At 74.6% G+C, this 26,116-nt stretch carries 21 protein-coding genes and 1 tRNA gene; 8 read left to right on the top strand and 14 right to left on the bottom strand.

Going from position 1 to position 26,116, the window contains the following annotated elements; all coding sequences use genetic code 11:
• Nucleotides 1-16: 16 nt before the first annotated feature.
• From ACI790_RS02240 to ilvA, 3 genes are all read right to left on the bottom strand, one after another.
• Nucleotides 17-826 carry an ABC transporter permease gene (locus ACI790_RS02240; RefSeq protein WP_456568156.1) on the bottom strand — a complete coding sequence of 270 codons (810 nt, stop codon included), beginning with the start codon at nt 824-826 and terminating at the stop codon, nt 17-19.
• Nucleotides 823-1,821: an ATP-binding cassette domain-containing protein gene (locus ACI790_RS02235; protein WP_456568155.1), complete on the bottom strand. Its 999-nt coding sequence runs from the start codon at nt 1,819-1,821 to the stop codon at nt 823-825. Before ACI790_RS02235 ends, ACI790_RS02240 begins: the two co-directional genes overlap by 4 nt.
• A 105-nt stretch (nt 1,822-1,926) precedes the next feature.
• On the bottom strand, nt 1,927-3,180 hold the full coding sequence (ilvA, locus tag ACI790_RS02230; RefSeq protein WP_456568154.1) for a threonine ammonia-lyase: 1,254 nt from the start codon (nt 3,178-3,180) through the stop codon (nt 1,927-1,929).
• A 308-nt stretch (nt 3,181-3,488) separates the two neighbouring features.
• Here ilvA and ACI790_RS02225 point away from each other — a divergent pair, with 308 nt between their 5' ends.
• Together ACI790_RS02225 and ACI790_RS02220 are read left to right on the top strand one after the other, a co-directional pair.
• The gene (locus tag ACI790_RS02225; RefSeq protein ID WP_456568153.1) at nt 3,489-4,949 is read left to right on the top strand and encodes a sigma 54-interacting transcriptional regulator; all 1,461 of its coding nucleotides are present in this window, start codon (nt 3,489-3,491) and stop codon (nt 4,947-4,949) included.
• Nucleotide 4,950: 1 nt separating this feature from the next.
• A complete protein-coding gene (locus ACI790_RS02220; RefSeq protein WP_456568152.1) occupies nt 4,951-6,936 on the top strand; it encodes a VWA domain-containing protein in 1,986 nt (661 codons plus the stop codon).
• A 66-nt stretch (nt 6,937-7,002) separates the two neighbouring features.
• On the opposite strand, the gene ACI790_RS02215 is transcribed toward ACI790_RS02220, so the two are convergent.
• Nucleotides 7,003-8,361: a DUF2252 domain-containing protein gene (locus ACI790_RS02215; RefSeq protein WP_456568151.1), complete on the bottom strand. Its 1,359-nt coding sequence runs from the start codon at nt 8,359-8,361 to the stop codon at nt 7,003-7,005.
• 95 nt (nt 8,362-8,456) lie between these two features.
• Here ACI790_RS02215 and ACI790_RS02210 point away from each other — a divergent pair, with 95 nt between their 5' ends.
• Nucleotides 8,457-9,485, top strand: coding sequence for an SGNH/GDSL hydrolase family protein (locus ACI790_RS02210; RefSeq protein WP_456568150.1), 1,029 nt, complete (start codon nt 8,457-8,459; stop codon nt 9,483-9,485).
• A 131-nt stretch (nt 9,486-9,616) separates the two neighbouring features.
• On the top strand, nt 9,617-10,837 hold the full coding sequence (locus ACI790_RS02205) for an acetyl-CoA C-acetyltransferase (RefSeq protein WP_456568149.1): 1,221 nt from the start codon (nt 9,617-9,619) through the stop codon (nt 10,835-10,837).
• Nucleotides 10,838-10,908: 71 nt separating this feature from the next.
• Here the strand turns inward: ACI790_RS02205 and ACI790_RS02200 are convergent, their stop codons facing one another.
• The gene (locus ACI790_RS02200) at nt 10,909-11,760 is read right to left on the bottom strand and encodes a Bax inhibitor-1/YccA family protein (RefSeq protein WP_456568148.1); all 852 of its coding nucleotides are present in this window, start codon (nt 11,758-11,760) and stop codon (nt 10,909-10,911) included.
• Nucleotides 11,761-11,910: 150 nt separating this feature from the next.
• Nucleotides 11,911-11,984: transfer RNA gene (locus ACI790_RS02195), tRNA-Leu, on the bottom strand.
• A gap of 141 nt (nt 11,985-12,125) precedes the next feature.
• Here ACI790_RS02195 and ACI790_RS02190 point away from each other — a divergent pair.
• Nucleotides 12,126-13,028 (top strand): alpha/beta hydrolase, encoded by a 903-nt coding sequence (locus ACI790_RS02190; RefSeq protein ID WP_456568147.1) that lies wholly within the window; start codon nt 12,126-12,128, stop codon nt 13,026-13,028.
• 4 nt (nt 13,029-13,032) lie between these two features.
• Here ACI790_RS02190 and ACI790_RS02185 read toward each other — a convergent pair whose 3' ends face one another.
• The 6 genes from ACI790_RS02185 to ACI790_RS02160 all read right to left on the bottom strand — a co-directional run bounded on the left by ACI790_RS02185 (nt 13,033) and on the right by ACI790_RS02160 (nt 18,123).
• The gene (locus ACI790_RS02185) at nt 13,033-13,800 is read right to left on the bottom strand and encodes a uracil-DNA glycosylase (RefSeq protein WP_456568146.1); all 768 of its coding nucleotides are present in this window, start codon (nt 13,798-13,800) and stop codon (nt 13,033-13,035) included.
• Nucleotides 13,801-13,806: 6 nt separating this feature from the next.
• A complete protein-coding gene (locus tag ACI790_RS02180; protein ID WP_456568145.1) occupies nt 13,807-14,763 on the bottom strand; it encodes a Ppx/GppA phosphatase family protein in 957 nt (318 codons plus the stop codon).
• Complete coding sequence (locus ACI790_RS02175; RefSeq protein WP_456568144.1) at nt 14,760-15,275, bottom strand: DUF501 domain-containing protein; 516 nt, start codon at nt 15,273-15,275, stop codon at nt 14,760-14,762. Before ACI790_RS02175 ends, ACI790_RS02180 begins: the two co-directional genes overlap by 4 nt.
• Nucleotides 15,272-15,808: a septum formation initiator family protein gene (locus ACI790_RS02170; protein WP_456568143.1), complete on the bottom strand. Its 537-nt coding sequence runs from the start codon at nt 15,806-15,808 to the stop codon at nt 15,272-15,274. Before ACI790_RS02170 ends, ACI790_RS02175 begins: the two co-directional genes overlap by 4 nt.
• A gap of 76 nt (nt 15,809-15,884) precedes the next feature.
• The gene (gene eno / locus ACI790_RS02165) at nt 15,885-17,162 is read right to left on the bottom strand and encodes a phosphopyruvate hydratase (protein ID WP_456568142.1); all 1,278 of its coding nucleotides are present in this window, start codon (nt 17,160-17,162) and stop codon (nt 15,885-15,887) included.
• A 79-nt stretch (nt 17,163-17,241) separates the two neighbouring features.
• Nucleotides 17,242-18,123, bottom strand: a complete 882-nt coding sequence (locus ACI790_RS02160; protein WP_456568141.1) for a glycoside hydrolase family 26 protein — start codon at nt 18,121-18,123, stop codon at nt 17,242-17,244.
• 410 nt (nt 18,124-18,533) lie between these two features.
• On the opposite strand from ACI790_RS02160, the gene ACI790_RS02155 reads away from it, so the two are divergent.
• On the top strand, nt 18,534-20,480 hold the full coding sequence (locus ACI790_RS02155) for a glycosyltransferase family 2 protein (protein WP_456568140.1): 1,947 nt from the start codon (nt 18,534-18,536) through the stop codon (nt 20,478-20,480).
• 127 nt (nt 20,481-20,607) lie between these two features.
• On the opposite strand, the gene ACI790_RS02150 is transcribed toward ACI790_RS02155, so the two are convergent.
• Both ACI790_RS02150 and ACI790_RS02145 read right to left on the bottom strand, forming a co-directional pair.
• The gene (locus ACI790_RS02150; RefSeq protein WP_456568139.1) at nt 20,608-21,525 is read right to left on the bottom strand and encodes a MazG family protein; all 918 of its coding nucleotides are present in this window, start codon (nt 21,523-21,525) and stop codon (nt 20,608-20,610) included.
• Between the two features lie 4 nt (nt 21,526-21,529).
• Nucleotides 21,530-22,516, bottom strand: coding sequence for a SurA N-terminal domain-containing protein (locus ACI790_RS02145; protein WP_456568138.1), 987 nt, complete (start codon nt 22,514-22,516; stop codon nt 21,530-21,532).
• A 130-nt stretch (nt 22,517-22,646) separates the two neighbouring features.
• Between ACI790_RS02145 and ACI790_RS02140 the strand changes: the two genes are divergently transcribed.
• The gene (locus ACI790_RS02140) at nt 22,647-23,321 is read left to right on the top strand and encodes a 4'-phosphopantetheinyl transferase family protein (RefSeq protein WP_456568137.1); all 675 of its coding nucleotides are present in this window, start codon (nt 22,647-22,649) and stop codon (nt 23,319-23,321) included.
• The coding region (locus ACI790_RS02135) for an acetoacetate--CoA ligase (RefSeq protein ID WP_456568136.1) at nt 23,318-26,116 on the top strand (2,799 nt) is incomplete at its 3' end. The genes ACI790_RS02140 and ACI790_RS02135, both read left to right, overlap by 4 nt.

Genomic DNA, 26,116 nt, shown 5'->3' with positions numbered 1-26,116 from the left:
CATCTTGACGTCCCGGTCAGCGACCCGCGGCGTGGCGGTAGGTGCGCACCGAGAGCGGGACGAAGATCGCCAGGAACACCGCCACCCAGATGAAGACGTACAGCACCGGGTTCTGCAGCGCCCAGCTGTCACCCGACGGACCGGCCCCGGGGGCCACGTTGCCGAACAGCTCCCGCGCCCCCTGGACCACCGCCGACACCGGGTTCCACTCCGCGAACGTCTTGAGCACCGGCGGGAACCCCTCGATGGGGACGAACGTGTTGGCGATGAAGGTGATCGGGAAGATCACGATGAAGCTGGCGTTGTTGACCACCTCGGGCGTGCGCACCAGCAGCCCGACCATCGCCATGACCCAGGACATCGCGTAGGCGAAGGCCAGGAGCAGCAGCACGCCGAGCACCGCCTCGCCCACCGAGGTGTGGATCCGCCAGCCCACCACGAAGCCGGTCACCATCATCACGGCGATGGTGAGGACGTTGAGGGCGAGGTCGGACACGGTGCGCCCGATGAGCACCGCGGACTGCGCCATCGGCAGCGAGCGGAACCGGTCGATGAGCCCCTTCTGCAGGTCCTCGGCGATGCTCGCGCCGGTGATGGTGCTCCCGAAGATCACCGTCTGGGCGAAGATCCCGGGCAGCAGGAACTCCGCGTAGGTGATCCCCTCCGGCAGCGGGATCGCACTGCCGAAGATGTAGCGGAACAGCAGCACGAACATGATCGGCGACAGCGTCGCGAAGACGATCAGGTCGGGCACGCGCTTGACCTTGATCAGGTTCCGCTTGGTGATGACGGCGCTGTCGGCGAGCGTCACGGCGAGACCGCTCATCGGACGCCTCCGGTGGGCACCGGCCGGTCGGCCGGGTCGTCGGGCGCGGCGACCTCTTCGGCCGCCCGGCCGGTGAGCGCGAGGAAGACGTCGTCGAGGTCGGGGCGGCGCAGGCCCACGTCGAAGATCTCCGCGGTGCTGCCGTCCAGCCGGCGCAGCGCCTCGGCGAGGACCTCCGCACCGCCGCTCACCGGCATCGACAGCCGACGGGCCTGGACGTCGACGTGCGGCTCGTCGAGCGCCAGCGGGCGCAACTGCTCCACCATGCCGGCCAGCACGGCGGCGTCGGTGACGGTGAACTCCAGCCGCTGCCCGCCCACCTGCGCCTTCAGGTCGTCGGCGGTGCCCCGGGCGATGACCCGGCCGCGGTCGATGACGACCATCCGATCGGCCAGCCGGTCGGCCTCCTCCAGGTACTGGGTGGTGAGCAGGATCGTCGTCCCGCCGCCGGCGAGGTCGGCGATGAACTCCCACATGGACAGCCGGCTGCGCGGGTCGAGGCCCGTCGTCGGCTCGTCGAGGAAGAGCACCCGCGGGCGGGCGATCAGCGAGGCGGCGATGTCCAGCCGGCGACGCATGCCGCCGGAGTAGGTCTTCGCCGGCCGGCCGGCCGCGCCCGCGAGGTCGAACCGCTCCAGCAGCTCACCGGCCCGCTTCCGCGCCTCGGCCCGGCCGAGCCGGTACAGCCGCCCGACCATCTCCAGGTTCTCGAAGCCGGTCAGGTACTCGTCGACCGCCGCGTACTGGCCGGTGAGCCCGATGGCCGCGCGCACCTGGTCCGCCTGGCTCGCGACGTCGAGCCCCACCACCTCTGCGCGCCCCGCGTCGGCGGCGAGCAGGGTGGCGAGGATGCGCACCACCGTCGTCTTGCCCGCGCCGTTCGGGCCGAGGAGCCCCAGGACCGTGCCCTCGGCCACCGTCAGGTCCACTCCGTCGAGCGCGGTGGTGGCGCCGAAACGCTTGACCAACCCCTCGACGACGATCGCGTCGGTCATGCCGCGGACGCTAGGCCCGTCCACCGACAGTTCTCGACCGCTTTTCTCGATGGCGTGCACACCCGTGCCCCTCGCTCCGCGCCCCGCGCGGTGCGAGGTCAGGAGCTAGGACCGGAGGTGTCCGGCGGACTCATCGGTGCGCGGGGGCTCCGGGGTGACGGCGTAGCCGGCCCGGCGCAACGCGGACACCACCTCGTCGGCGTGCACCGGCCCGCGGGTCTCCAGGACGACGAAGACCTCGACCTCGCCGATCCGCAGGCGGGTGCCCGTGCGCTCGTGCTCGACCTCCAGCACGTTGGCGCCCACCGCGGCGAGCTCGGCGAGGACGGCGGCCAGCGAGCCCGGGCGGTCGGGCACCCGCAGGCGCAGCGAGAGGTACCGCCCGGCCGCGGCCATGCCGTGCTGGACGACCTTGAGCAGCAGCACCGGGTCGATGTTGCCGCCGGAGACGACCGCCACCACCGGCGGCTGGAACGCCGTCGGGTCGGCCAGCACGGCGGCCACCGCCGCGACACCGGCCGGTTCGACGACGAGCTTGGCCCGCTCCAGGCAGAACAGCAGCGCCCGGGACAGGTCCTCCTCGCTGACCGTCCGCACCTCGTCGACCAGCCCGCGCACGTGGGCGAAGGTCAGCTCACCGGGCATCGGGACGGCGATGCCGTCGGCCATCGTGGCCATGGTCTCGAGCGCCACCGGGCGGCCCGCGGCCAGCGAGCCGGGGAAGGCGGCCGCCGACTCGGCCTGCACCGCGACCACCCGCACGTCGGGACGGCGCTCCTTGACCGCGGCCGCGATGCCCGAGACCAGGCCCCCGCCGCCGGCGCAGACCAGCACCGTCGCCACCTCCGGGCACTGCTCGAGCACCTCGAGCCCGACGGTCCCCTGCCCGGCGATGACGTCGGGGTGGTCGAACGGGTGGATGAAGACCGCTCCGGTGCGCTGGGCGTGCTCGGCGGCGGCCAGCAGCGGCTCGGCCAGCGACTGCCCGAGCATCTCGATCGTGGCCCCGTAGTGGCGGGTGGCGGCGACCTTGGGCAGTGGGGCGGTCTCCGGCATGTAGACCGTCGCCTCGGCGCCCAGCAGCCGCGCGGCGAGCGCGACGCCCTGGGCGTGGTTGCCGGCGCTCGCGGCGACGACCCCGCGGGCCCGCTGGGCGTCGGTCAGCCGGGCGATCCGTGTGTAGGCACCGCGGATCTTGAACGACCCGGTGCGCTGCAGGTTCTCGCACTTGAGCCACACCGGGCCGCCGACGCGGTCGGCCAACCCCCGCGAGTGCTCCAGCGGGGTGCGCCGGACGACGCCGGCGAGCAGTTCCGCCGCCACCTCGACGTCCGCACCACTGACCAGGGGCGCGCTCATGCCGAGATCATCGCAGGCGGGGACGGACGGCAGGGTCGCGCCGAGTGGGCCCGGAGGGTCCGCGTAGGCGCGACGAAACGGCTCCACGCAACAGGGGACGGAAATTGGCCGCGGTGTCGTCCGGAGGACGCCAGAGTCATGGTCCGCGCAGGCCGAGGACGGCGGGTGACCGGCAGCTGTCGCGCCGAGTGGGCCCCGGAGGGGTCCGCGCAGGCGCGACGAAACGGCTCCACGCAACAGGGGACGGCATTTGGCCGCGGCGTCGTCCAGGGGACGACAAATGGGCTCAGCGTCGTACCGTGGCTGGGGTGACGGATCCGGCACCAGCCAGCCCCTCTCCCTCCTCCACGACGCTCGGCGAGCTCCGCGCGACCGGCGCCACCTTCCGCCCGGTCAAGGCGGAGATGCGCGCCAACCTGCTCGCCCGCCTCGCCGCCGGCGAGCCCACCCTGCCCGGCATCGTCGGCTTCGAGGACACGGTCCTGCCGGAGATCGAGCGGGCGCTGATCGCCGGCCACGACCTGGTCCTGCTCGGCGAGCGCGGCCAGGGCAAGACCCGGCTGATCCGCACCCTGGTCGGCCTGCTCGACGAGTGGACCCCGGTGCTGGTCGGCAGCGAGCTCAACGAGCACCCGCTGGCTCCGATCAGCGTCTGGGCGCACCGGCAGATCGCCGAGCACGGCGACGCCACCCCGGTCGGCTGGCTGCACCGCAGCGAGCGGTTCGGCGAGAAGCTGGCGACGCCGGACACCAGCGTCGGTGACCTGATCGGCGACGTCGACCCGATCAAGGTCGCCGAGGGCCGCACGCTCGGCGACCCGGAGACCGTCCACTACGGCCTGGTCCCCCGCACCAACCGCGGCATCTTCAGCGTCAACGAGCTGCCCGACCTGGCCGAGCGGATCCAGGTCGCGCTGCTCAACGTCCTGGAGGAGCGCGACATCCAGATCCGCGGCTACCGGGTGCGGCTGCCGCTGGACCTGCTGCTGGTCGCCAGCGCCAACCCCGAGGACTACACGAACCGCGGGCGGATCATCACCCCGCTCAAGGACCGGTTCGGTGCCGAGGTGCGCACCCACTACCCGATCGAGCTCGCCGACGAGATCCGGCTGCTGGAGCAGGAGGCCGCGCTCAGCTGGCCGACGGCGTTCGGCGCCGACCACCTGGCGCAGCCCGTCGTCCCCCACCACCTGGTCGAGATCGTCGCCCGGTTCACCCGGCTGGTCCGCGAGTCCAGCCACGTCGACCAGCGCTCCGGCGTCAGCGCGCGGTTCGCCATCGCGGGCCTGGAGACGGTCGCCGCCTCCGCCGTCCGCCGGGCCGCCGTGGCCGGGGAGACCCGGCCGGTGGCCCGGGTCGTGGACCTGCCGAGCATCGTCCCGGCCAGCCGCGGCAAGGTGGAGTTCGCCGACGCGGGCTCCGACCCCGACGACGACCGCGAGCTGGAGATCCTGGAGCACCTGCTGCGCCAGGCCACCGCGCAGACCTTCCGCGCCCGCTGCGCCGGACTGGACCTCACCGGGCTGCAGGAGCACTTCACCGGCGGGGAGACCGTCGAGTCCGGGGACCTCGTGCCGGCACCGGCGCTGCTGGGTCAGCTGGGCACGATCCCGAAGCTGGCCGAGCTGCTCGGCCGGCTCGGGGTGCCCGAGGGAGACCAGTCCGCCGAGCAGGCCGCGGCGGCCGTGGAGTTCGCGCTCGAAGGGCTCTACCTGACCCGGCGGCTGGCCAAGGACACCGACGGCGGCCGCACCGTCTACGGGGCCTGACGTGAGCACGCGCCGTCCGCGGGGACACCGGTACGGGGCCTGGCGGGGCGGTCCCGACCCGCTGGCCCCGCCGTACGACCTCGGCAACGCCGTCGACGAGATCGGTGACTCGGTGCTCGGCGGCAGCGGGGTGCGCGAGGCGCTCCGCGAGCTGCTCCGCCGCGGCACCGAGGGCCGGCGGGGGCTGGACGAGCTGCGTCGCGCGGTGCGCGACCGGCTGCGCAAGGCGCGCACCGCCGGACGGATGGACGGCACCCTCGAAGAGGTCCGCGAGCTGCTCGAGCGGGCGGTCGAGGCCGAGCGCCGGGAGCTGTTCCCCGACCCCGACGACGCCGCGCGGCTGGCCGAGGCCGAGCTCGACGCGCTGCCGGAGGACACCTCCGGGGCGGTCCGCGCGCTCAAGGACTGGTCGTGGCGCTCGGCGGAGGGGCGGCAGGCCTACGAGCAGATCCAGGACCTGCTGCGCCGCGAGGTCCTCGACAGCTCCTTCGCCTCGATGAAGCAGGCGCTGCAGAACGCCGGCGAGCAGGACATGCAGGCGGTCAAGGACATGGTCGCGGACCTGTCCCGGCTGGTCGACGCGCACAACCGCGGCGAGGACACCGACCAGCAGTTCGCCGACTTCATGGCGAAGCACGGGCAGTTCTTCCCCGACGACCCGCAGTCGGTGGAGGAGCTGATCGACTCCCTGGCCCGCCGGGCGGCCGCGCAGGAACGGATGATGGCCGGCCTCTCCCCCGAGCAGCGCGCCGAGCTCTCCGAGCTGATGGCGCAGACGATGGAGGACATGGGGCTGGCCAGCGAGATGGCCCACCTGTCCGACGCGCTGCGCCAGGCCCGCCCCGACCTGCCCTGGGGGCAGCGCGGTCAGGTGCCCGACGGCGAGCAGCCCCTCGGCATGGGCGACGCCACCAGCGCCGTCGCCGAGCTGGCCGACCTGGAGGCGCTGTCGAACCAGCTCTCGCAGGGCTACGCCGGCGCCTCGCTGGCCGACGTCGACGAGGAGCTGCTGCAGCGCGCGCTCGGCCGCTCCGCCGCCGACGACCTCGCCGCACTCCGCCAGCTCGAGCGCGAGCTGGAGCGGCAGGGCTACCTGAACCGCTCCGGCGGCACCCTCGAGCTCTCCCCCAAGGCCGTCCGCCGGCTCGGTGCCACCGCGCTGCGCCGGGTGTTCGCCCAGCTGGACGCCACCGGTCGCGGGGAGCACGACGTCGCCGACGCCGGTGCGGCGGGCGAGCTCACCGGCAGCTCCCGGGAGTGGCGGTTCGGCGACGAGCAGCCGCTGGACGTCATCCGAACGGTCAAGAACGCCGTGCTGCGGACGGCGCACGAACCCCGCGGGGACGGCGACCGGCACGTGCGCATCGCGGTCGACGACTTCGAGGTGGTGGAGACCGAGCGGCGCACCGGCGCCGCCGTCGCGCTGCTGGTCGACCTCTCCTACTCCATGGCGCTGCGCGGCACCTGGGGCGCGGCCAAGTCGACGGCGATGGCGCTGCACTCGCTGGTGACCACCCGCTTCCCGCAGGACGCGATCGAGATCATCGGCTTCTCCTCCACCGCCCAGGTGCTGCGGCCGGAGACGCTCGCCGAGCTGTCGGTGGACACGCTGCAGGGCACGAACCTGCAGCACGGCCTGATGCTCGCCCGCCGCTTCCTCGCCCACCACCGGGACGCCGAGCCGGTGGTCCTGGTGGTCACCGACGGGGAGCCCACCGCCCACCTGGAGGACGACGGGACGCCGTTCTTCTGCTGGCCGCCGATGCCCGAGACGATCACCCGCACCGTCGCCGAGGTCGAGCGGGTCGCGCGCTCGGGCGCCACGGTGAACGTCTTCGCCCTGGATCCCGACCCGGGGCTGATCCACTTCGTCCACGACCTGACCCAGCGCGCGGGCGGGCGGGTCTTCCAGCCCGACACCGAGCGGCTGGGCGAGTACGTCGTCGCGGACTACCTGCGGACCCGCCGCGGCCGCCGCGCCCGCTGAGGAGCCGAGTGAGCAGTTGTGGTCGCTCAAGCCGGCGCGCCGATGCGTGTCGGCGGCCTCAACTGCTCACTCGGCGCGCCGGTCCGCCGGCAGCGGGTGCGAGCCGCTGGAGCTGATCCCCGGGATGATTCCCGCGCGGAAGGCGTTGACGAACAGCCGGTGGTCCTCCTGGGTGCGGCGCGCGTAGGAGTGCGCGAACTCGACCAGGTCGGCGACGAACTCCTCCCGGCGGTCCCCGACCATGGCGGAGATCGCCTCCTCGGTCTGGAACGGCACCAGCGCGTGGTCGCTGTCGGCGTCGCCGACGCAGTGCAGCTTCGCGGTGGCCCGGCCGAGCTGGGCCAGCACCGGGGCGATCTCCTCCGGCTCGGTGAGGTCCTCCCAGTCCAGGTCGAGCTCGTAGGGCGAGAGCTCGGCGACGACGAACCCGCGGCCGTCGATCTCGGTGTAGCCCAGGAACTGGGAGGTGTTCGCCTGCAGCGCGCGCTGGCTCAGCGCCGTCCGGTGCCCCTCGTTCTCGAAGTACGCCCGGATCTCCGGATCGGTGACCACCCGGCTGGGCGCCGGCACGTTGCCCTGCTTCAGCGACAGGACGACGTCGTTCTCCAGCGCCTGGTCGTAGCCCTCCAGCAGCACGTTGTAGGCCGGCAGCCCCGCGCTGCCGATGCCGAACCCGCCGGTGCCGATGACGTCCTTCACGTCGTAGGTGACCTCCCGGCGCCGCTGGCCCTTGGGCACGGTCTCCCGGTAGCGCTCCAGGGCGGCCAGCACCCGCTCCCGCTCGTCGTCGCCCAGCCGGCGGTTGCGCGGCCGGTCGACGAACCGCCGCTCGTAGCCCTCGATCACGGTCATGCGCTCCAGCAGCCCGAGCCGGGTGCGGGTGGTGGTCTCGAAGATGACCTCGCGCACCACCCCCTCGGTGTTGTCGGCCCGCAGCGCGAAGGAGCGGTCCTCGTCGGAGCGGGTGAACGCCTCGACCTGGTCGAGGTAGGCCCGCAGGTAGCCGCCCAGCAGCTCGCCGATGACGTCGTCACCGAGCGCCTTGCGCCAGGCCAGCAGCGCGAAGCTGGCGCAGAAGCGGCGGAGGTCCCAGCTGACGTGCCCGAGGTAGGCCTCGTCGAAGTCGTTGACGTCGAAGACGATCCGGCCGGCGCTGTCCATGTAGGTGCCGAAGTTCTCCGCGTGCAGGTCACCCTGGATCCACACGCGCGACGTGCGCTCGTCGCACCACCGGTCCTCGGCCGTCGCCATGTCCGCGTAGAACAGGGGCGCACTGCCCCGGTAGAAGGCGAACGGATCGGCCGCCATCTTCCGGAACTTGGTGCGGAAGGCGTCGGCATCGGCGTTCATCAGCTCGCCGAACGCCTCGACCAGGACGCCGACGATCTGCCGCGTGCGGTCGTCGGGGTCCGGGGACGGGGTCATACCAGGGAGGGATGGGGGCACAGGTTGCACCGTAGGCGGCCGATAACGTCGGTGGTGATCCGACGACGCAGGCACCGACCAGGGACGGAGGGACCATGACGCGCACGGACACGGCCCGACGACTCGCCACGGGTGCCGCGTACGGCGGCGGCGGGGTCGGCATCGCCGGCGCCGCCCTGGTCGCCCTGCTCCGCGAGGAGGCCCGGTCCGCCCGACGCCGGGTCGAGTCCCGTCGGCACGAGGGGGACCCGCCGTCGGGCGACGGCGTCTACGGGCGGGGCCGCGGCGAGCCGATCGTGCTCACCGTGCTCGGCGACTCCAGCGCCGTCGGGCTCGGCGTGCAGCGCGCCGCCGAGACCCCGGGCGTGCTCGTCGCCGCGGGCCTGGCCGAGCTGGCCGAGCGGCCGGTCCGGCTGGTCCGCCTGGCGAAGTCGGGTGCCCGCGCGGCAGACCTCGAGGTGCAGGTCGACCGCGCGCTGGCCGAGAAGCCGACGGTCGCGGTCATCATGATCGGCGCCAACGACGTGACCGCCCGGACCTCGACCGCGGTCTCGGTGGGTCACCTGACCGACGCCGTCCGCCGGCTGACCGCGGCCGGCTGCGAGGTCGTCGTCGGCACCTGCCCCGACCTCGGCACCATCCGGCCGATCGCCCAGCCGCTGCGCACGCTGGCCCGCCGGTGGAGCCGGCAGATGGCCGCCGCGCAGACCATCGCCGTCGTCGAGGCCGGCGGGCGCACCGTCTCCCTCGGCTCGCTCCTCGGTCCCGCCTTCGCCTCCGACCGGACCATGTTCAGCGTGGACGAGTTCCACCCCAGCGGCGCCGGCTACGCCGCCGCGGCGGCGGTCCTGCTCCCGTCGGTCGCCGACGCGCTCGGCGTGTGGCCGGCCCGCGCCGACCGGGGACTCCGCTCGCTGCGCCGCGACACCGTGCGGCCGGTCGCCCGCGCCGCGGCCCGGGCCGCGAACCGTCCCGGCACCGAGGTCCAGGCGACCGAGGTGGCCGGCTCCGAGACCGGTCCCCGCGGCCCGTGGGCGCTGCTGCGCCGCCGCCGCCCGACGGCGGTGCGGACACCTGAGCAGGCCGAGCCCGCCGAGGCGGAGACGGACCCGGTCGCCGGCTGACCGCGTGACCCGGGCCACACCGGGGCCCTCGTCGCGCACGGCGGGAGTTCCCGCCGTGCGGCGGGGGTAGTTTTCGGGGTGACCGACGTCCGGCGATCCGCGTCCGGACCCCCCTCATCGTGGAGGCTCCCATGCCCGAAGCCGTCATCGTGGCGACCGCGCGCTCACCCATCGGCCGCGCCTTCAAGGGCTCGCTCAAGGACATGCGGCCCGACGACCTGGCCGCCGCCGTCGTCCGCGCCGCCCTCGACAAGGTGCCCGCCCTGGACCCCACCGACATCGACGACCTGATGCTCGGCTGCGGTCTCCCCGGCGGCGAGCAGGGCTACAACATGGGCCGCGTCGTCAGCGTGCTGCTGGGCATGGACCACCTGCCCGGCACGACGATCACCCGCTACTGCTCCTCGTCGCTGCAGACCACCCGGATGGCGTTGCACGCCATCAAGGCCGGCGAGGGCGACGTGTTCATCTCCGCCGGTGTGGAGACCGTCTCCCGGTTCGTGAAGGGGAACAGCGACGCGATCCCCGACACGAAGAACCCGGTGTTCGCCGACGCCGAGGGCCGCGTGGCCAAGGTGGCCGAGAGCGGCGCCGACTCCTGGACCGACCCGCGGGAGAACGGCGACCTCCCCGACGTCTACATCGCGATGGGGCAGACCGCCGAGAACCTGGCGCTGCTCAAGGGCGTCACCCGCGAGGAGATGGACGAGTTCGCCGTCCGCAGCCAGAACCTCGCCGAGGAGTCGATCAACAACGGCTTCTGGGAGCGGGAGATCGTCCCGATCACCACGCCCGACGGCACCGTCGTCACCACGGACGACGGCCCGCGGCCGGGAACCACGCTCGAGGGCATCTCCGGCCTCAAGCCGGTCTTCCGCCCCGACGGCCGGGTCACCGCCGGCAACGCCTGCCCGCTCAACGACGGCGCCTCGGCCGTGGTCGTCATGAGCGACACCAAGGCCGCCGAACTGGGCCTCACCCCGCTGGCCCGCGTCGTCTCGACCGCGGTCACCGGCCTCTCGCCGGAGATCATGGGCTACGGCCCGGTCGACGCGTCCCGCCTGGCCCTCAAGCGGGCCGGCATGACCATCGACGACATCGACCTCGTCGAGATCAACGAGGCGTTCGCCGCGCAGGTCATCCCCAGCTACCGCGACCTGAACATACCCATCGACAAGCTGAACGTGCACGGTGGCGCCATCGCCGTCGGGCACCCCTTCGGCAGCACCGGCGCCCGGATCACCGGCACGCTGATCAACGGCCTGCAGACGAAGGACAAGACCTTCGGCCTGGAGACCATGTGCGTCGGCGGCGGCATGGGCATGGCCATGGTGCTGGAGCGCCTCTCCTGAGGTAGCCCCCTGACACGACAGTGGCCCGGCCCCCTCGCGGGGACCGGGCCACTGTCGTGTGCGGGACGAGGTCAGTCGTCCTGGAGGTAGCTGAGCAGGCGCAGGATCTCGATGTACAGCCAGATGACGGTCACGAGCAGACCGAAGGCGATGTACCAGGCGAACTTGGCCGGCGCCCCGCGACGGATGGCCTCGTCGGCCATGTCGAAGTCGAGCAGCAGGAAGAACGCCGCCACACCGATCACCAGCAGGCTGAAGCCGATCGCCAGCGGGCCACCGGAGCGCAGGCCCAGGCCGTCGCCGCCACCGATCCAGGCGGCCACGAAGTTGGCCACCATCAGGACCAGGACACCGATGCCGGCGGCCAGGACCCAACGGGTGAGCTTGGGCGTGACCCGGATGGCGCCGGTCTTGTAGACCACCAGCATGCCGGCGAAGACACCGAAGGTGCCGATCAGCGCCTGCATCACGATGCCCGGGTAGACGTCGTTGAACGCCTCGCTGATCGCGCCCAGGGCGACGCCGTAGAGCACGCCGTAGGCCAGCGTCGCGGCCGGGTTGGCGATCTGCTTGAAGGCGATCACCAGGCCGAGCACGAAGGCGACCAGGACGGCCGGGATCGCCAGCCCCCACGCGGCCTGACCGGGCATGGCCCAGGTGGCGGCGGCGGAGAGGACGGTGACCAGGAACGCCATGCCCGTCTTGGTGACGACGTCGTCCATCGTCATGTAGCGCGTGTCGGCGGTCGTCCCGTACGGGGACGGCGCGGTGTACGCGTCCTGCTGCGGCGCCGGGGCGCCGTACTGCGTCGGGGCCCCGTACTGGGGGGCGCCGTACTGGGACGTGCCGCCCCAGCCGGCCTGCTGCTGGCCGGGGCCCGCGTTCCCGAACCCACGGCTGAACGCCGGGTTCCTACTGGCCATCGTCATCTCCTCGAGGTGACTCGTCGGTCGTGGAGCCAACCTCCTGCACTCCACTCGGTCAGGTCAACGCCCGACACGCCCGAAGCGTTCCACGACGCCGGGAGATCCCCCGCCCGGGTGCCCCGCGTCACGCCGGCGTGGGCGGTGCGGTGCCCCCGGTCGGGTTCGAACCGACGCTGGAACCCTTTTAAGGGGCCTGCCTCTGCCGATTGGGCTACGGGGGCGCGGTGCGCACGCTAGCGGGGTCGGGAACGCCCGCACCGGGGTGTCCGTACGGTGACCGGGCTCCCCGTCCCCGCACCGGAGGCCCCGTCGATGACCGTCGCGCCCCGCACCGCACCGCCGCGCACCCGCCGGGGTCTCCGGTGAGGCCGCCGCAGCTCCCGGCCGCCGTGATGCGGGCCGGCGTGCGCGCCCTGGTCCGGCCGGTGCTCTCCCCGCGCGTGCCGGTGGCGATCCAGCGCCGGTGGTTGGACGCGGTCACCGCGCCGACCCCACCGGCGCCCGGCGTCGAGGTGCGCACCGGGCAGCTCGGCGGCCGGTCCACCGAGGTGCTGGTGCCCGGAGCGGCGCGGTCGACCGGCGCGATCCTGTACGTGCACGGCGGCGGGTTCGTCATCGGCTCGATGACCACGCACCGGGCGCTGGCGACCCACCTGGCCGCCGCCTCCGGGGCCACGGTGCACCTGCTGGACTACCGGCTGGCGCCCGAGAACCCCCACCCCGCGGCGCTCGACGACGTCCTGGCCGCCTACCGCGACCTGCGCGGGCGCGTCGCCGCCCCCGGGCGCACGGTGCTGGCCGGTGACTCGGCGGGCGGCTGGCTGACGCTCACCGCGGCGCTGCGGCTGCGCGAAGAGGGCGCCCCGCTGCCGGCGGCGCTGGGGCTCGTGTCGCCGTGGCTGGACCTCTCCGGCGCCGACCGGCCCGACGACCGCACCGATCCGATGCTCCAGCCGGGGTGGCTGGCCCGCTGCGCGGCCGACTTCGCCCCCGGCCGCGACCCGCGCTCGGCGGAGCTGGCGCCGCTGGCCGCCGACCTCGCCGGCCTGCCGCCGCTGGTCGTGCAGGTGGGCAGCGAGGAGATCCTGCTCGACGAGGCCGTGCGCCTCGCCGGGCTGGCCCGCGCCGCCGGGGTCCCGGTCGACCTGCGCCGGTTCGACGGGCTCTGGCACGTCGGGCAGGCCTCGGCCGGCCTGGTGCGGGAGTGCACCGCCGCGGTCACCGCGCTGGGCACCGCGCTGGCGGCCCACCTGGCGGCCGGCTGATCGCTCAGCCGGCGGTCGCGGCCAGCTCGGTCGCGCGGGACAGCACGGCGTCGAGCATCGGCTCGGTGAGCTTGCCGGTGAAGGTGTTCTGCTGGCTCACGTGGTAGCTGCCCAGCAGGGTCAGCGGGCCGCGGGGCCCGGTCAGCTCCACCTCGACGCCGTGGCCGAACGCCGGTCGCGGCCGGGGCAGCGCGTACCCGGCGGCGGCGAGCACCGGCCACAGCGCCGTCCAGCCGAAGCCGCCGAGGACGACGACCACCCGCAGCCGGGGCAGCAGCTCCAGCTCCCGGGCCAGCCACGGCGAGCAGGTGTCCCGCTCCGCCGGCGTCGGCGCGTTCGCCGGGGGCGCGCAGCGCACCGCCGCGGCGACCCGGACGTCGGTCAGCTCCAGCCCGTCGCCGAGGTGCGTGGAGGTGGGCTGGTTCGCCAGCCCCGCGCGCCAGAGCGCGGCGAAGATCCAGTCGCCGCTGCGGTCGCCGGTGAACACCCGGCCGGTGCGGTTGCCGCCGTGGGCGGCCGGCGCCAGCCCGACGACGGCGATCCGGGCGTCGGCCGGGCCGAGCCCGGGCACCGGGCGGCCCCAGTAGTCCTGGTCGCGGAACGAGGCCCGCTTGACCCGCGCGACCTCCTCGCGCCACGCGACCAGCCGGGGGCAGGCGTAGCAGCCGGAGATGCGCTCGTCGAGGACGGCGAGCTCGCGGACCGCCCGGGCGCCGCGGACCACGCCCGCCGGCGTGCGGGTGACCGGGAAGCCCCCGGCGTCTGCGGGCATGGCTTCCTATGCCCGGGGGCGGGCCAGGCGCAGCGCGATGCCGTCGAGGATGTCGTGCTCGCTGACCGTGACCTCGGGCAGGCCGAACTCGTCCATGAGCACCCGCAGCACCAGCGCCCCCGCCCCGATGACGTCGACCCGCCCGGGGTGCATGACCGGCGACGCCGCACGCCGTTCCCGGGTAGCGGCCAGCAGCCCGGCCGCGACCCGCCGGACGTCGTCGACCGGGATGCGGGAGCCGTGGATCGCCTCGGAGTCGTAGGTGGGCAGGTCGAGGGCGAGCGCGGCGACGGTGGTCACCGAGCCGGCCAGCCCGACCAGCGTGGCCGCCCGTCCGACCGGTACCTCGGCGGTCACCTCGGCCAGCGCGGCCCGGATGTCCCGCTCGCTGCGGGCGATCTGCGCAGGCGTCGGCGGGTCGTCGTGCAGGTGCCGCTCGGTGAGCCGGACGCAGCCGATGTCCACCGAGCGGGCGGCGAGCACGCCGCCGGCGTCGCCGACGACGAACTCGGTGGAGCCGCCGCCGATGTCGACCACCAGGTACGGGGGCGGGGGCGCCTGGTGGCCGTGCGCGGCTGCCGCGGCCGCGACCGAGCCGGTGGCCCCGAGGAACGACAGCTCCGCCTCCTCGCGACCGGTCACCACGTCGGGCGCGCGGCCGAGCGTGGCGAGGACCATCCGCTCGAAGTCGGCGCGGTTCGCCGCGTCCCGGGTGGCGCTCGTGGCCACCATCCGGACGCCGGTGGCGTCCAGCTCCCGGGCCGCCGCCGCGTACTCGGCGAGCACCAGGCGGGTGCGCTCGATCGCCTCCGGCGCCAGCCGGCCGGTGGCGTCCACGCCCTGGCCGAGGCGCACCACCTCCATCCGGCGGAGCAGGTCGGTGTGCCCGCCCTCGGCGGGCACGTCGGCCACCAGCAGCCGGATGGAGTTGGTGCCGCAGTCGATCGCCGCGACCCGGGTCACGCGCCGGCCTCGGAGCCGGGGCCCTCCGGGCGGGCGCAGGGACCCTTGGCCCACCACTCGCCCATGCCCTCGACGGCGCGGTCGCCGATCGGGTTCACCCCGGGCCCGGCCGCCAGCGCGTGCCCGGCGAGGGCGTGCAGGCACTTCACCCGGTAGGGCATGCCGCCGGCGGTGGCGCGGGTGGGCAGCACGTCCTTGGCGTCGCGGGTGGCGAGGTAGGCCTCGTGCGCGGCGCGGTAGCCCTCGGCCAGCTCCGGATCGGTGGCCAGGTCGTCCTGCCACTCCCGCATCCGGCCGGTGGACTCCAGCCGGCTCGCGGCGGCCGAGGCCCGCGGGCAGGTCAGGTAGTAGAGGGTCGGGAACGGGGTGCCGTCCTCCAGCCGCGGCGCGGTCTCCACCACGTCGGGCTGGCCGCACGGGCAGCGGTGCGCCACGCCGACCAGCGCCCGCGGCGGACGGCCGAGCTGCCGGGCGACCACCTCCCGGTCCTCCGGCGTGATCGGCTCGCTCACTCCCCCGCCCCTCCCGTGCCCGTCCCGCCGGTCCCGTCGCCCGCATCGGCGTCGGCCACCGAGCGCATCAGCCCCTCGTACCAGGACAGCGGCTCCGGCTGCTCCGCCGCGGCGGCCAGCGTGCCGGCGTCGCCCTCGACTGCCTCCCCGTCGACGACGATCAGCAGCCGGTCACCGGGCAGCACGTAGGACAGCCGCTCGCGCGCCTGCCGCTGCGCGTAGGCCGGGTCGGACTGCCGCTCCAGCTCCCCGGCCAGGTCGGCGGCCCGCTGGTCGAGCGCCTGCCCCTCCGCGGCCAGCCGGGTCAGCTCGGCCTGGCCGGCCAGGTACTGCCGGATCGGGCCGGCCAGGGTCAGCGCCAGCAGCAGCACCAGCCCGACCAGCACGACCGCGCGACCGGTGAACAGTGGCCGGCGCCGGGCCGCGGCCGGCGCGGCCGGGCGCCGCTCCGGGCGGCGGTTGGGACGCCGCTGCCCGGGCCGGCTGGACGCGGTCGACCGCAGGCCGGTGCGCACCGGCCTGGTGGAGTGCACCCGGGGCACGCGGCCGGTCGGACGTGGACCGTCCCCACCGACCCGCCGGCCCCGCACGCTGCTCATCGGTCCCGGCTCAGCCGTTCAGCCGCGGGAACGCCGCCGCACCGGCGTAGCGGGCGGCGTCGTCCAGCTCCTCCTCGATGCGCAGGAGCTGGTTGTACTTGGCCACGCGCTCGCTGCGCGCCGGGGCGCCGGTCTTGATCTGCCCGCAGTCGGTGGCGACGGCGAGGTCGGCGATCGTGGTGTCCTCCGTCTCGCCGGATCGGTGGCTCATCATGCAGCGGTAGCCGCTGCGGTGGGCCAGGTTGACCGCGTCGAGGGTCTCGGTGAGCGTGCCGATCTGGTTCACCTTCACCAGGAGCGCGTTGGCCGCGCCGCGGGCGATGCCGTCGGCCAGCCGCTGCGGGTTGGTGACGAACAGGTCGTCGCCGACCAGCTGGACGCGGTCGCCTAGCGCCTGGGTGAGGGCCACCCAGCCCGCCCAGTCCTCCTCGTCGAGCGGGTCCTCGATGGAGACGATCGGGTAGGCGTCGACCAGGCCAGTGTAGTACTCGGCCATCTCGGCCGCCGAGAGCTGCTTGCCCTCGAAGGCGTAGGAGCCGTCGGCGTGGAACTCGGTGGCGGCGACGTCCAGGGCGAAGACGATGTCGCTGCCCACGGAGTAGCCGGCCTGCTCGACGGCGCGGGTGATCAGGTCCAGCGCGGCCCGGTTGCTCGACAGGTCCGGCGCGAAGCCGCCCTCGTCGCCCAGCCCGGTGGACAGGCCCTCCTTCTTCAGGACGGCCTTGAGCGCGTGGTAGGTCTCGGTGCCCATCGCCAGCGCCTCGGCGAACGTGCCGGCGCCGATGGGGGCGATCATGAACTCCTGCACGTCGACGTTGCTGTCGGCGTGGGCGCCACCGTTGAGGATGTTCATCATCGGGACGGGCAGCAGGTGGGCCGAGGGCCCGCCGACGTAGCGGAACAGCGGCAGGCCGGCGGAGTCGGCGGCGGCGCGCGCGACGGCCAGGCTGACGCCGAGGATGGCGTTCGCGCCCAGGCGCGACTTGTCGGGGGTGCCGTCCAGATCGAGCAGGCGCTGGTCGACCAGCCGCTGCTCGCTCGCCTCGTAGCCGACCAGCTCGGGGCCGATGACGTCGAGGACGCCGTCGACCGCCTTGGTGACGCCCTTGCCGCCGTACCGCTCACCCCCGTCGCGCAGCTCGACCGCCTCGAAGGCGCCCGTGGACGCGCCGCTGGGCACGGCGGCCCGGGCGATCGTCCCGTCGTCGAGGGCGACCTCGACCTCCACGGTGGGGTTTCCGCGCGAGTCGAGGATCTCCCGCGCGCCTACGGCATCGATGCTCGGCACGGGGGCAGCCTAACCAGCCGCGTCCGGGCCGTCGGGGAACACCGACGCCGAGGCCGCCGACGGCTAGGCCCGGGCGGTCCTACCCGGCGGTCGGGCGGGCGACGAACCCGGCGCGCCAGGCGGCTGCTGCAGCCGGTTCCGGCGCGATCCGCCAGTCGACACCGGTTCCGCGATCGATGTGGTGGAACCAGACCACGCCGACGATCTCCGGCCGCCGCTGGACCTCTCCCAGCATGGCGGCCAACCATGCCGCCTTGCTGCCGCCCCGGTCGGAGCTGCCCACCTCGGTGATCCACAACGGCCGATCTGTGATCGACCGGAGCTCGGCGATGCTGGCGTCGAACAGTGCGTCGAAGGAGCGCCAGTGGGTGGCGAAGCCGTCGTGGCTGTGCTCTCCCCAGTTGTAGTTGCTGACCCCCACGCTGTCGACGTGGACGTCCCCGGGATAGAGCGGGGCCAGGGGCGCCGACCCGGGGTAGGAAGCGTTCGGCGCCCACAGCCACTCGACATTGGCGACCCCGACCGCCGCGAACCGGTCGCGTACGTGCCTCCACGCCGGCACGAACTGGTCCACCTGGTTGCCGTTCGTCCCCACCGCCCACGGGTACCAGTTCCCGTTCATCTCGTGCATCAGCCGGACGGTGACCGTGTGCGGGAGATCGGCGATGGAGGCCGCGAACAGGTCGATGTACTCGTCGTGCTCCCCCTCGATGATCGACGCGAGGGTGTAGTCCGGCTGGTCGGTGCGGGGACCGTCGGGATCCCACGGCTCCCAGGTGACGGAGAGGCGTGCTCCTCGTGCCGCGATGCTGTCGGCGAGGCGCCGATCCAGCGGGCGGTCGCGGGACCACTGCTCGAAGACGTCGAACACCTCCGGTCGCGTACCGGTGGCCGCGATGAACCGGTCGAGGTCGGCCACCGAGTCGGCGGAGATCCCGAGGACCGGACGCTGCAGGGGCATGGGAGGTGACACCTCGGAGTCGGGGGACGTGGGCGCTGCCGGCCGTGCGCAGCAGGGCGTCGGCCACGGGCGCGCAGAGGATCCTGCAGCAGGAAGTCCCGCGGACGAGTCTCCCGGATGCGCTCGGGGCGACGCCGATCCGACGTAGGCGACCAGCGCGGTCAGGACCGCCAGGCAGGCCACGACCAGTCGTCCGGGGCCGCCGCGGGCGCGATGGGCCACGGCTCGCCGGGGCGCCGGGGAGCGGATGGGCACCCTCACCCATCGACCGGATCCCGGCGCACCTGGAGTGCCGGTCACCCGGAGGAGGGGATGCGGCCGGTCCCGCACCCGGATGCGGGTCACCCCTCCGGGTGGGGTTCTGCGGCAGATCGCTTGTCCGCCGTCCACCGCCGGCCGACGTCCAGAGGGTGAGTGATCCGGTCCACGAGCCGCCACCAGGAGTTCCCGACCGCCGGCAGCCCGGGCGGCTGTACGGCCGCACCGCGACGGAGGTGGCGGGAGGGCTCCAGGACGACGGGGACCGCGTGCGCTACCGCGACGCGCTGACCCCCCGGCAGCGGCGCAGTGTGCTGGCGCTCGGGTGGCTCCACGTCACGCTCGCGGCCGCGCTGATCTGTTACCTGCTGCTGCCGCAGCACCTCCCCCGGCTGGGAGCGGGATTCGTCGTCGACGCCGTGACCGTGGCCGGGCTGGCCGTCATGGTGGTGCTGCAACTGATCACCGGGCTGCGCACCTGGACGACCACCTACCACGCGGGACGGGCCCGTGATCCGATCCCCATGCGCGCCCGACCTGGACAGCGGGTCGCCGTGCTGACCACCATCGTGCCGGGCAAGGAGCCGGTGGAGCTGGTCATGGCCACCCTGCGGGCGATGACCCGGATCCGTCACGACGGGCACCTGGACGTGTGGCTGCTCGACGAGGGCGATGACCCCGTGATCCGGGCGCGGTGTGCAGAGCTGGGCGTGCGGCACTTCAGCCGCAAGGGCCGACCGGAGTGGAACCAGCCGAGCGGGCCGTTCCGCGCCAGGACCAAGCACGGCAACCACAACGCCTGGCGCAGCCGGTACGAGCACATGTACGACGTCGTGGCCCAGATGGACCCCGATCACGTCCCGTTCCCGAACTTCCTCGAGCGCACCCTGGGGTACTTCTCCGACCCGGATGTCGCCTTCGTCGTCGCACCGCAGGTCTACGGCAACCTGCAGGAGTCCTTCGTCGCCCGCGGAGCGGCCGAGCTCTCCTATGTCTTCCACGGGATCACCCAGCGGGGCGGGAACGGCCATGGCGCCCCGCTGCTAATCGGGACCAACCATCTGTACCGACCCCGGGCATTCGCCCAGATCGGCGGCTACCAGGACTGCATCATCGAGGACCACCTGACCTCGATGGCCGTCTACAGCGCGGTCAACGAGGCGACCGGGTGCCCCTGGAAGGGCGTCTACACGCCGGACATCGTCGCCGTGGGCGAGGGGCCGGCCACCTACTCGGACTTCTTCAGCCAGCAGAAGCGCTGGGCGTACGGCATCTGGGAGATCGCGCGCCGCCACTCCCCACGCATGTTCCCGCGCATGCGGAACCGGCAGCAGCGGTTGTCCTTCTTCGCGCTGCAGAGCCACTACCCGACGACGGCGATCGCCTGGGTCGGCGGCATCACCCTCTCGACGCTGTACCTGGTGGGCGGGGTCACGGTGACCCATCTGCCGGTCCTGCAGTGGTCGCTCCTGTTCGGCGCGAACCTGCTCGTGGGGCTGGTCTTCGTCTTCTGCATGCGCCGCTTCAACCTGGTGGAGCACGAACGGAGGTCCTGGGGCCTGTCCGGCCTGGCGCTGGACCTGATCACCGCACCGGTCTTCGTCGCAGCCGCGGCCGCCCAGCTGGCCGGCCGCCCTCTCGTCTACGTGGTCACCGCCAAGGGCAGCGCCGCGACCAGCGACACGTGGCGCACCTTCCGGCCGCATCTGCTCTGGCTGGCCGTAGCGCTCGGCGCGATCGTCAGCGGCCGACTCCTGGACCACGACTACCCCGCGCTCTACGTCTGGGCGGGCATCACCGCCCTCATCTGCACGCTGCCCCTGGTGCACACCTACGGACGTCGGACGGCCGAGGCCGTGCACTTCGCGGACATGCGCTCGGTCGTCCGTCACCGGCGGATCGGTGAGGTGCTCGTCGCTCAGGGTCTGCTGACCAGTGCTCAGCTGCGGGATCTGCTGGACTTGCAGGCCACCAGGGACGAGGCGTGGACCCGGCTCGGTGATCTAGCGGTCGCGGAGGGCTACGTCACCCAGGCCCAACTCGCCGGGGCACTGGCTGCGCCGGTACCCGTCCTGGCCGGGGGACCGGGCTCGGGCTGACCCCGCTCCCCTGGGATCGCGTACCGTTCCCGGCCACCCCGCCGCACAGGTGCGGTGCTCCTTCCGGGGGACGCCCGCGGTCGCGCGACAGGGCCCATGGGCTGCGACCACCCCGGCGGCGGTCCGATCAGGCCCCGGTGCGCTCCTCCGCCTCGGCGTCCAGCTCGCCGGCGTAGCGGCGGACCGCCTCGCGCAACGCGTCCTCGGCGTCCCAGCCGCGGGCCTCGGCGGCCGCGACCACGGCGAGCAGCCGCTCGCCCAGCGCCTCGGGGCTGTCGACGGTCAGCTCCGCGGGAGCCGGCGTGCCGAGGCCGGCCCGCCCGGCCCGGCGGACCAGGGCGGCGCCCCAGGAGGCGGCCGGCTGCGACCGGGAGACGCCCTCGGTCGGCGAGCGCCGCCGCTTCTCCGCCTGCTTGATCTCGTCCCAGCCGGCCTCCACCTGCGCGACGTCGCGCGGCCCGGCGTCGCCGAACACGTGCGGGTGCCGGCGGACCAGCTTGTCGACCAGGTCGCCGGCCACGTCGTCGACGTCGAACCGGCGCTCCTCCCCCGCCTCGGCCGCGACGCGGGAGTGGAAGGCGACCTGCAGCAGGACGTCGCCGAGCTCCTCGCGCATCGCGGCCGGGTCGTCGTCGACGATCGCGTCGTAGGCCTCGTGCGCCTCCTCCAGCAGGTAGCCGCGCAGCGAGGCGTGGGTCTGCTCGGCGTCCCAGGGGCAGCCGCCCGGCGAGCGCAGCCGGTCCATCACCGCGACGACGTCGAGCAGCCGGGCGCCGGCGGGCTCCGGCGCTCCGTCCACGACCTCCGCGCCGGGCACCGGTTCCCCGGCCGGGACCAGCAGCACGACGTCGTCGCCCAGCGCACCGGCGGCGGCGACGTCGGGGGCGTCGGTGACGGCCAGCCCGTCGGCGCGCAGCACCTCGGCGGTGCCGGCGGCGCCGGGCAGCGCGGCCAGCGGGCGCCCCGAGGAGACCGCCCGCCACCCGGCGGGGCTCAGCAGGCCGGGCAGGCGGGGGCTGACGCGGACGGCGAGGGCGACGGGCACCGGGTCAGTCTGCCGAAGCCGCGTCCGGCTCGTCCCCCAGGATGTCGACGACCCCGCCGTCGCCGGGCGGCAGCAGCCGGCCGTCCTCCACCACGCCGTAGCGCGGGTTGACGGTCAGGTCGAGGTCGGCCCGGACCTCGTCGAGCAGCGGCCGCACCGCCGCCTCGACCGCCTCCCCGGCCTCCTCCTCGAGCTGTGGCCGGACCTCCTCGAACGAGGGGTAGACCGTGCCGGCGCGGAAGGCGACGACGATCCCCCCGGTCTCGGGCACCGGGACCGCGACCGCGGTGCCCGGCTCCGCCGCGGCGAGCGGGCCGGCCAGGGCGGGCGGCAGCTCGTCGGGCGCCCGGCGGTCGAGCGCGGGCAGCGTGTACGGCCCGGCGAAGCGGTCGGCCACCTCGGCGTAGCCGGCCGGGTCGTCCGCCAGCTCCGCGGCCACCGCGTCGGCCGTGGCCCGGTCGGGCACCGTGACGTAGCCGAACTCGACCTGGCCGAGCTCCTCGCGGACCTCCTGGTACCGCGCCCGCAGCGCGGCCTCGTCGAGGGCGGCCACCTCGCCCTCGGCCTCGGCGAGCTCGAGGCGCACCAGTTGCTGGCGCACGCTCTCGCGCACGTCGGCCCGGGCGATGCCCTGCTCGGCGAGGCGGCCGTAGACCGCCTCGGGGTCGTCGCTGCCGAGCAGCTCCTCGATCCGGCGGGTGACCTCGGCGTCGGTGACCTGCACGCCGTAGCGCTCGGCCGCGGCGTCGTGCACCTCGCCCTCGATGAGCAGCCCGAGCACCCGGCGGGTGAGCTCCTGCTCGCGGCCGGCCACGGCGGCGGCGACCTCCGCGTCGGCCAGCCGCTGGTCGACGGCCGCCTGCAGCTCGCCGACGGCGATCTGCTCGTCCCCCACGTAGGCGGCGACGGAGGGGTCGGTCCGGCAGCCGGCCAGGGCGACGGCGACCAGTGCGACGGCGGCACCGGCCCGGGCAGCGCGGGAGATCAGCACGCCCGGAGACTCCCACACCGGTTGTGACCTGGGCCGCACCCCCGCCACGAAGCCGGCCGGGTCGGCACGCTGCCGACGGCTCCCCCCGACGAGGGATTCGCAGGTCGGCGTCGGCTGCGAGCATTCCGGCGTGTCCTCCCGCGTCGCCGTACCCGTGGCCGCGCCCCCCGGCCCCCCCGACATCGCGGTGCGGCGGGTCGACCTGGCGGCCGGACCGGCGGAGCTGGCACGCGGCGCGGCGACCCTCACGCACGACGAGCTGGCCCGGGCCCGGCGCGGGACACCGGCCGTGCACCGGCGGCGGGTGCTGCTGCGTGCCGCCCTGCGCGCGGCGCTCGCCCACGAGCTGGGCACGGCGCCCCACCTGGTCCCGCTCGCGACGACGCCTGCCGGGCGGCCCTACCTCGACGTCGTCGGAACGGAGCTGGACGTGAGCTGTTCCGCGAGCGGCTCCCTCGGGCTGGTCGCGGTCGCCCGCGGGTGCCGGGTGGGGGTCGACGTCCAGGAGGTCGCCCCCTGGTCACCCGACGTGCTGGAGGAGAGCTGGTTGCACGACTCGGAGCGGCGGGCGATCGAACGGCTGCCGGCGACGGCGCGGGCGGTCGCCGCCACGCGTGCGTGGACCCAGAAGGAAGCAGTGCTCAAGGCGCGCGGGACCGGCCTGCGCGAGGATCCGGCCGGGACGGTGACGACCGTCGGGCGGCTGGAGGGTGCCGTGGCCGACTGGACGGTGCGCGACGTGCCCGTGCCCGACGGCTGGGTGGCCAGCCTCGCGGTTCCCCACGAGACGGAGGCCGCTCGGTGACGATCGCCCCCACCAGCCCCGGCGCCGACCGGGGCCGCTCCCAGCTCGTCGAGTTCCGGACGCGGTGCAAGGAGGTGGCCGGCGACCCGCTGGACTCCCCCGGCGCGCTGCACTCCTTCTCCGTGCGGCAGCCGGAGGCCTTCTGGCGCACCGTGCTGACCTGGTCGGACCTGCCGTGGTCGGGCTCCGCGGACGTCGTGCTGACCGGCGACGACGTCGAGACGGCCCGGTTCTTCCCCGACGTCTCGCTCAACTACGCCGAAGCGCTGCTCCGGCCGCTGCCGGGGGCCGACGACCGGCCCGCGCTCACCGCCGTGCACGCCGACCGCCCGGCCGAGCAGTACACCCGGGCCCAGATGCGGGCGGAGGTGCAGCAGACGGCCGGCGCGCTCACCGGTCTGCTGCAGGCGGGCGAGCGCATGGTCGTCGTCGCGCCGAACACCGCCGGTGCCGTCGTGACGGTGCTCGGCGGTGCGGCCATCGGGGCGGCGGTGGCCACGGCGGCGCCGGACATGGGCGTCGCTGCGCTCCTCGGCCGCTTCCGGCAGGTCGCGGCCGTGCTCCTGGTCGTCGACCGCGCGGGGATGCCCGCCGATGCGGTCGACGCGCTGATCACCGGGATGCCCACGCTGCGGCAGGTGGTCGTGCTCGACGACCAGCCGCTCCCGGAGGGGGCGGTACCGGCCACCCGGCTGGCCGACCTGCGCGCGCACGTGGCCGCCGGCCCCGACTGGGAGCGCCGCCCGTTCGACGCCCCGCTGTTCGTGATGTTCTCCTCCGGCACCACCGGACCACCCAAGGCGATGGTGCACGGCACCGGGGGGACCCTGCTGGAGCACGTCAAGGAGCACCGTCTGCACGGCGACCTGCGCCCCGCGGACACGCTGTACTTCCACACGACGACCGCCTGGATGATGTGGAACTGGCAGCTGTCGGCGCTCGCCGTCGGGGCGCACATCGTGCTCTACGACGGGCCGGTACGGGGCCCGGAGACGCTGTGGCAGCTCGTCGCTGACCACGGGATCACCGTGTTCGGGACCAGCCCGGCGTACCTGCAGCTGTGCCAGGACGCCGGCTACCGACCCGCCGGGCAGGTCGACCTCTCCCGGCTCCGGGCGGTGCTCTCGACCGGCGCGGTCCTGCACGACTGGCAGTTCGACTGGGTCGCCGACGCCGTGGGACCGGTCCCGGTGCAGTCCATCTCCGGCGGCACGGACATCCTCGGCTGCTTCGTCCTCGGCTCCCCTGACGCCCCGGTGCGCCGGGGCCGGTGCCAGGCCCCCAGCCTCGGCCTGGACGTCGCCGCCGTCGACGAGAACGGCGACGAGGTCGTCGGCGAGGTCGGCGAGCTGGTCTGCCGCCGGCCCTTCCCCTCCCGGCCGATCGGCTTCCTCGGCGACCCCGACGGCGCCCGCTTCCACGCCTCCTACTTCGCCGACCACCCGGGCATGTGGACCCACGGCGACCTGATCGAGTTCGATGCCGACGGATCGGCGCGGCTGCACGGCCGTTCGGACGGCGTCCTGAACATCGACGGGATCCGGATCGGGCCCAGCGAGATCTACACGGTGCTGCAGGGCGTGCCCGGGATCGCGGACGCGATGGCCGTCGAGCAGCGCGACCCCGCCCGGCCCGGCAGCACCCGCATGGTCCTGCTCGTCGTGCTCCGGCCCGGCGCCCGGCTCGACGGGGACCTGGACCGGACGATCCGCCGGACCCTGCGCCGGGAGGCGTCGCCGGCGCACGTGCCCTCGCTCGTGGTCGCCGTCGCGGAGCTACCGCTGACCCACAACGGCAAGCGCTCCGAGCGGGCCGCCCGCGACGCGGTGAACGGCGACCCGATCGTCAACACCGACGCGCTCCGGAACCCGGGATGCCTGGACCTGATCCGCTCGGCGGTCGAGGCGACCGGCCGCGCCGGGGCCGCGGGCGGGCCGGCGGTGCGCGACCTCGCCTCCCTCTGGTGCGAGGTCCTCGGCGTGGGCCGGGCCGAGCCCGAGGACGACTTCACCGACCTGGGCGGCACCTCCCGGCAGGCGCTCAGCCTCCTGCGACGGGTGCGGCTGGACCTCGGCGTCGACGTCCCGGTGCAGGACTTCGCCCGGCGGCCCACCCTGCAGGGTCTGGCGGAGGCGGTCGCGGCCGCCGGCTCCTCCGACGTCGCGAGGATGCAGGTGCTGCGCGAGGGACACGGCCGACCGGTGTTCTTCGTCCCCGACGCCTGGGGGCAGCTGAACCTCTACGACGGGCTGGTCGAGCGGCTGGCGACCGACCGGCCGCTGCTGGGTCTGCAGCTGCCGCTCACCGACGCCGACGGCCGGCACAAGGCCATCGAGGAGGTGGCGGCCGACGCCCTGGCGGAGGTGCGCCGGGTGCAGCCGACCGGGCCGTACAGCCTGATCGGCTACTCCTTCGGCGGCCTGGTCGCCTTCGAGATGGCGCTGCGGCTGCGCGCGGACGGCGTGGAGGTGCCCTACCTGGGGCTGCTCGACGTCCGGCCGCCGGAGGCCGCGCTCGACGCGGGCGAGATCGCGGCCCGGCGCCGGGGGGGGGGGGGGGGGGGGGGCGGGGGGCCGGGGCCGGGGGCGGGTGGGGGGCGGGGGGGGGCGGGGGGGGGGGGGGGGGGGGGGGGGGGGGGCGGGGGGGGGGGGGGCCCCCCCCCCCCCCACCAAACGGCTCCACGCAACAGGGGACGGCATTTGGCCGCGGCGTCGTCCAGGGGACGACAAATGGGCTCAGCGTCGTACCGTGGCTGGGGTGACGGATCCGGCACCAGCCAGCCCCTCTCCCTCCTC

The sequence above is a fragment of the Blastococcus sp. SYSU DS0539 genome, assembly GCF_054050855.1.
Note: the sequence above shows the minus strand (reverse complement) of the source record. Positions and strands in the feature narration are given on the sequence as shown.

Coding starts and splice junctions, on each gene's coding strand:
- ACI790_RS02240 (WP_456568156.1), bottom strand. CDS start 826: ATGAGCGGTCTCGCCGTGACGCTCGCCGACAGCGCCGTCATCACCAAG.
- ilvA (WP_456568154.1), bottom strand. CDS start 3,180: ATGAGCGCGCCCCTGGTCAGTGGTGCGGACGTCGAGGTGGCGGCGGAA.
- ACI790_RS02185 (WP_456568146.1), bottom strand. CDS start 13,800: ATGCCCGCAGACGCCGGGGGCTTCCCGGTCACCCGCACGCCGGCGGGC.
- ACI790_RS02210 (WP_456568150.1), top strand. CDS start 8,457: ATGACGCGCACGGACACGGCCCGACGACTCGCCACGGGTGCCGCGTAC.
- ACI790_RS02215 (WP_456568151.1), bottom strand. CDS start 8,361: ATGACCCCGTCCCCGGACCCCGACGACCGCACGCGGCAGATCGTCGGC.
- ACI790_RS02205 (WP_456568149.1), top strand. CDS start 9,617: ATGCCCGAAGCCGTCATCGTGGCGACCGCGCGCTCACCCATCGGCCGC.
- ACI790_RS02160 (WP_456568141.1), bottom strand. CDS start 18,123: ATGCCCCTGCAGCGTCCGGTCCTCGGGATCTCCGCCGACTCGGTGGCC.
- ACI790_RS02235 (WP_456568155.1), bottom strand. CDS start 1,821: ATGACCGACGCGATCGTCGTCGAGGGGTTGGTCAAGCGTTTCGGCGCC.
- ACI790_RS02200 (WP_456568148.1), bottom strand. CDS start 11,760: ATGGCCAGTAGGAACCCGGCGTTCAGCCGTGGGTTCGGGAACGCGGGC.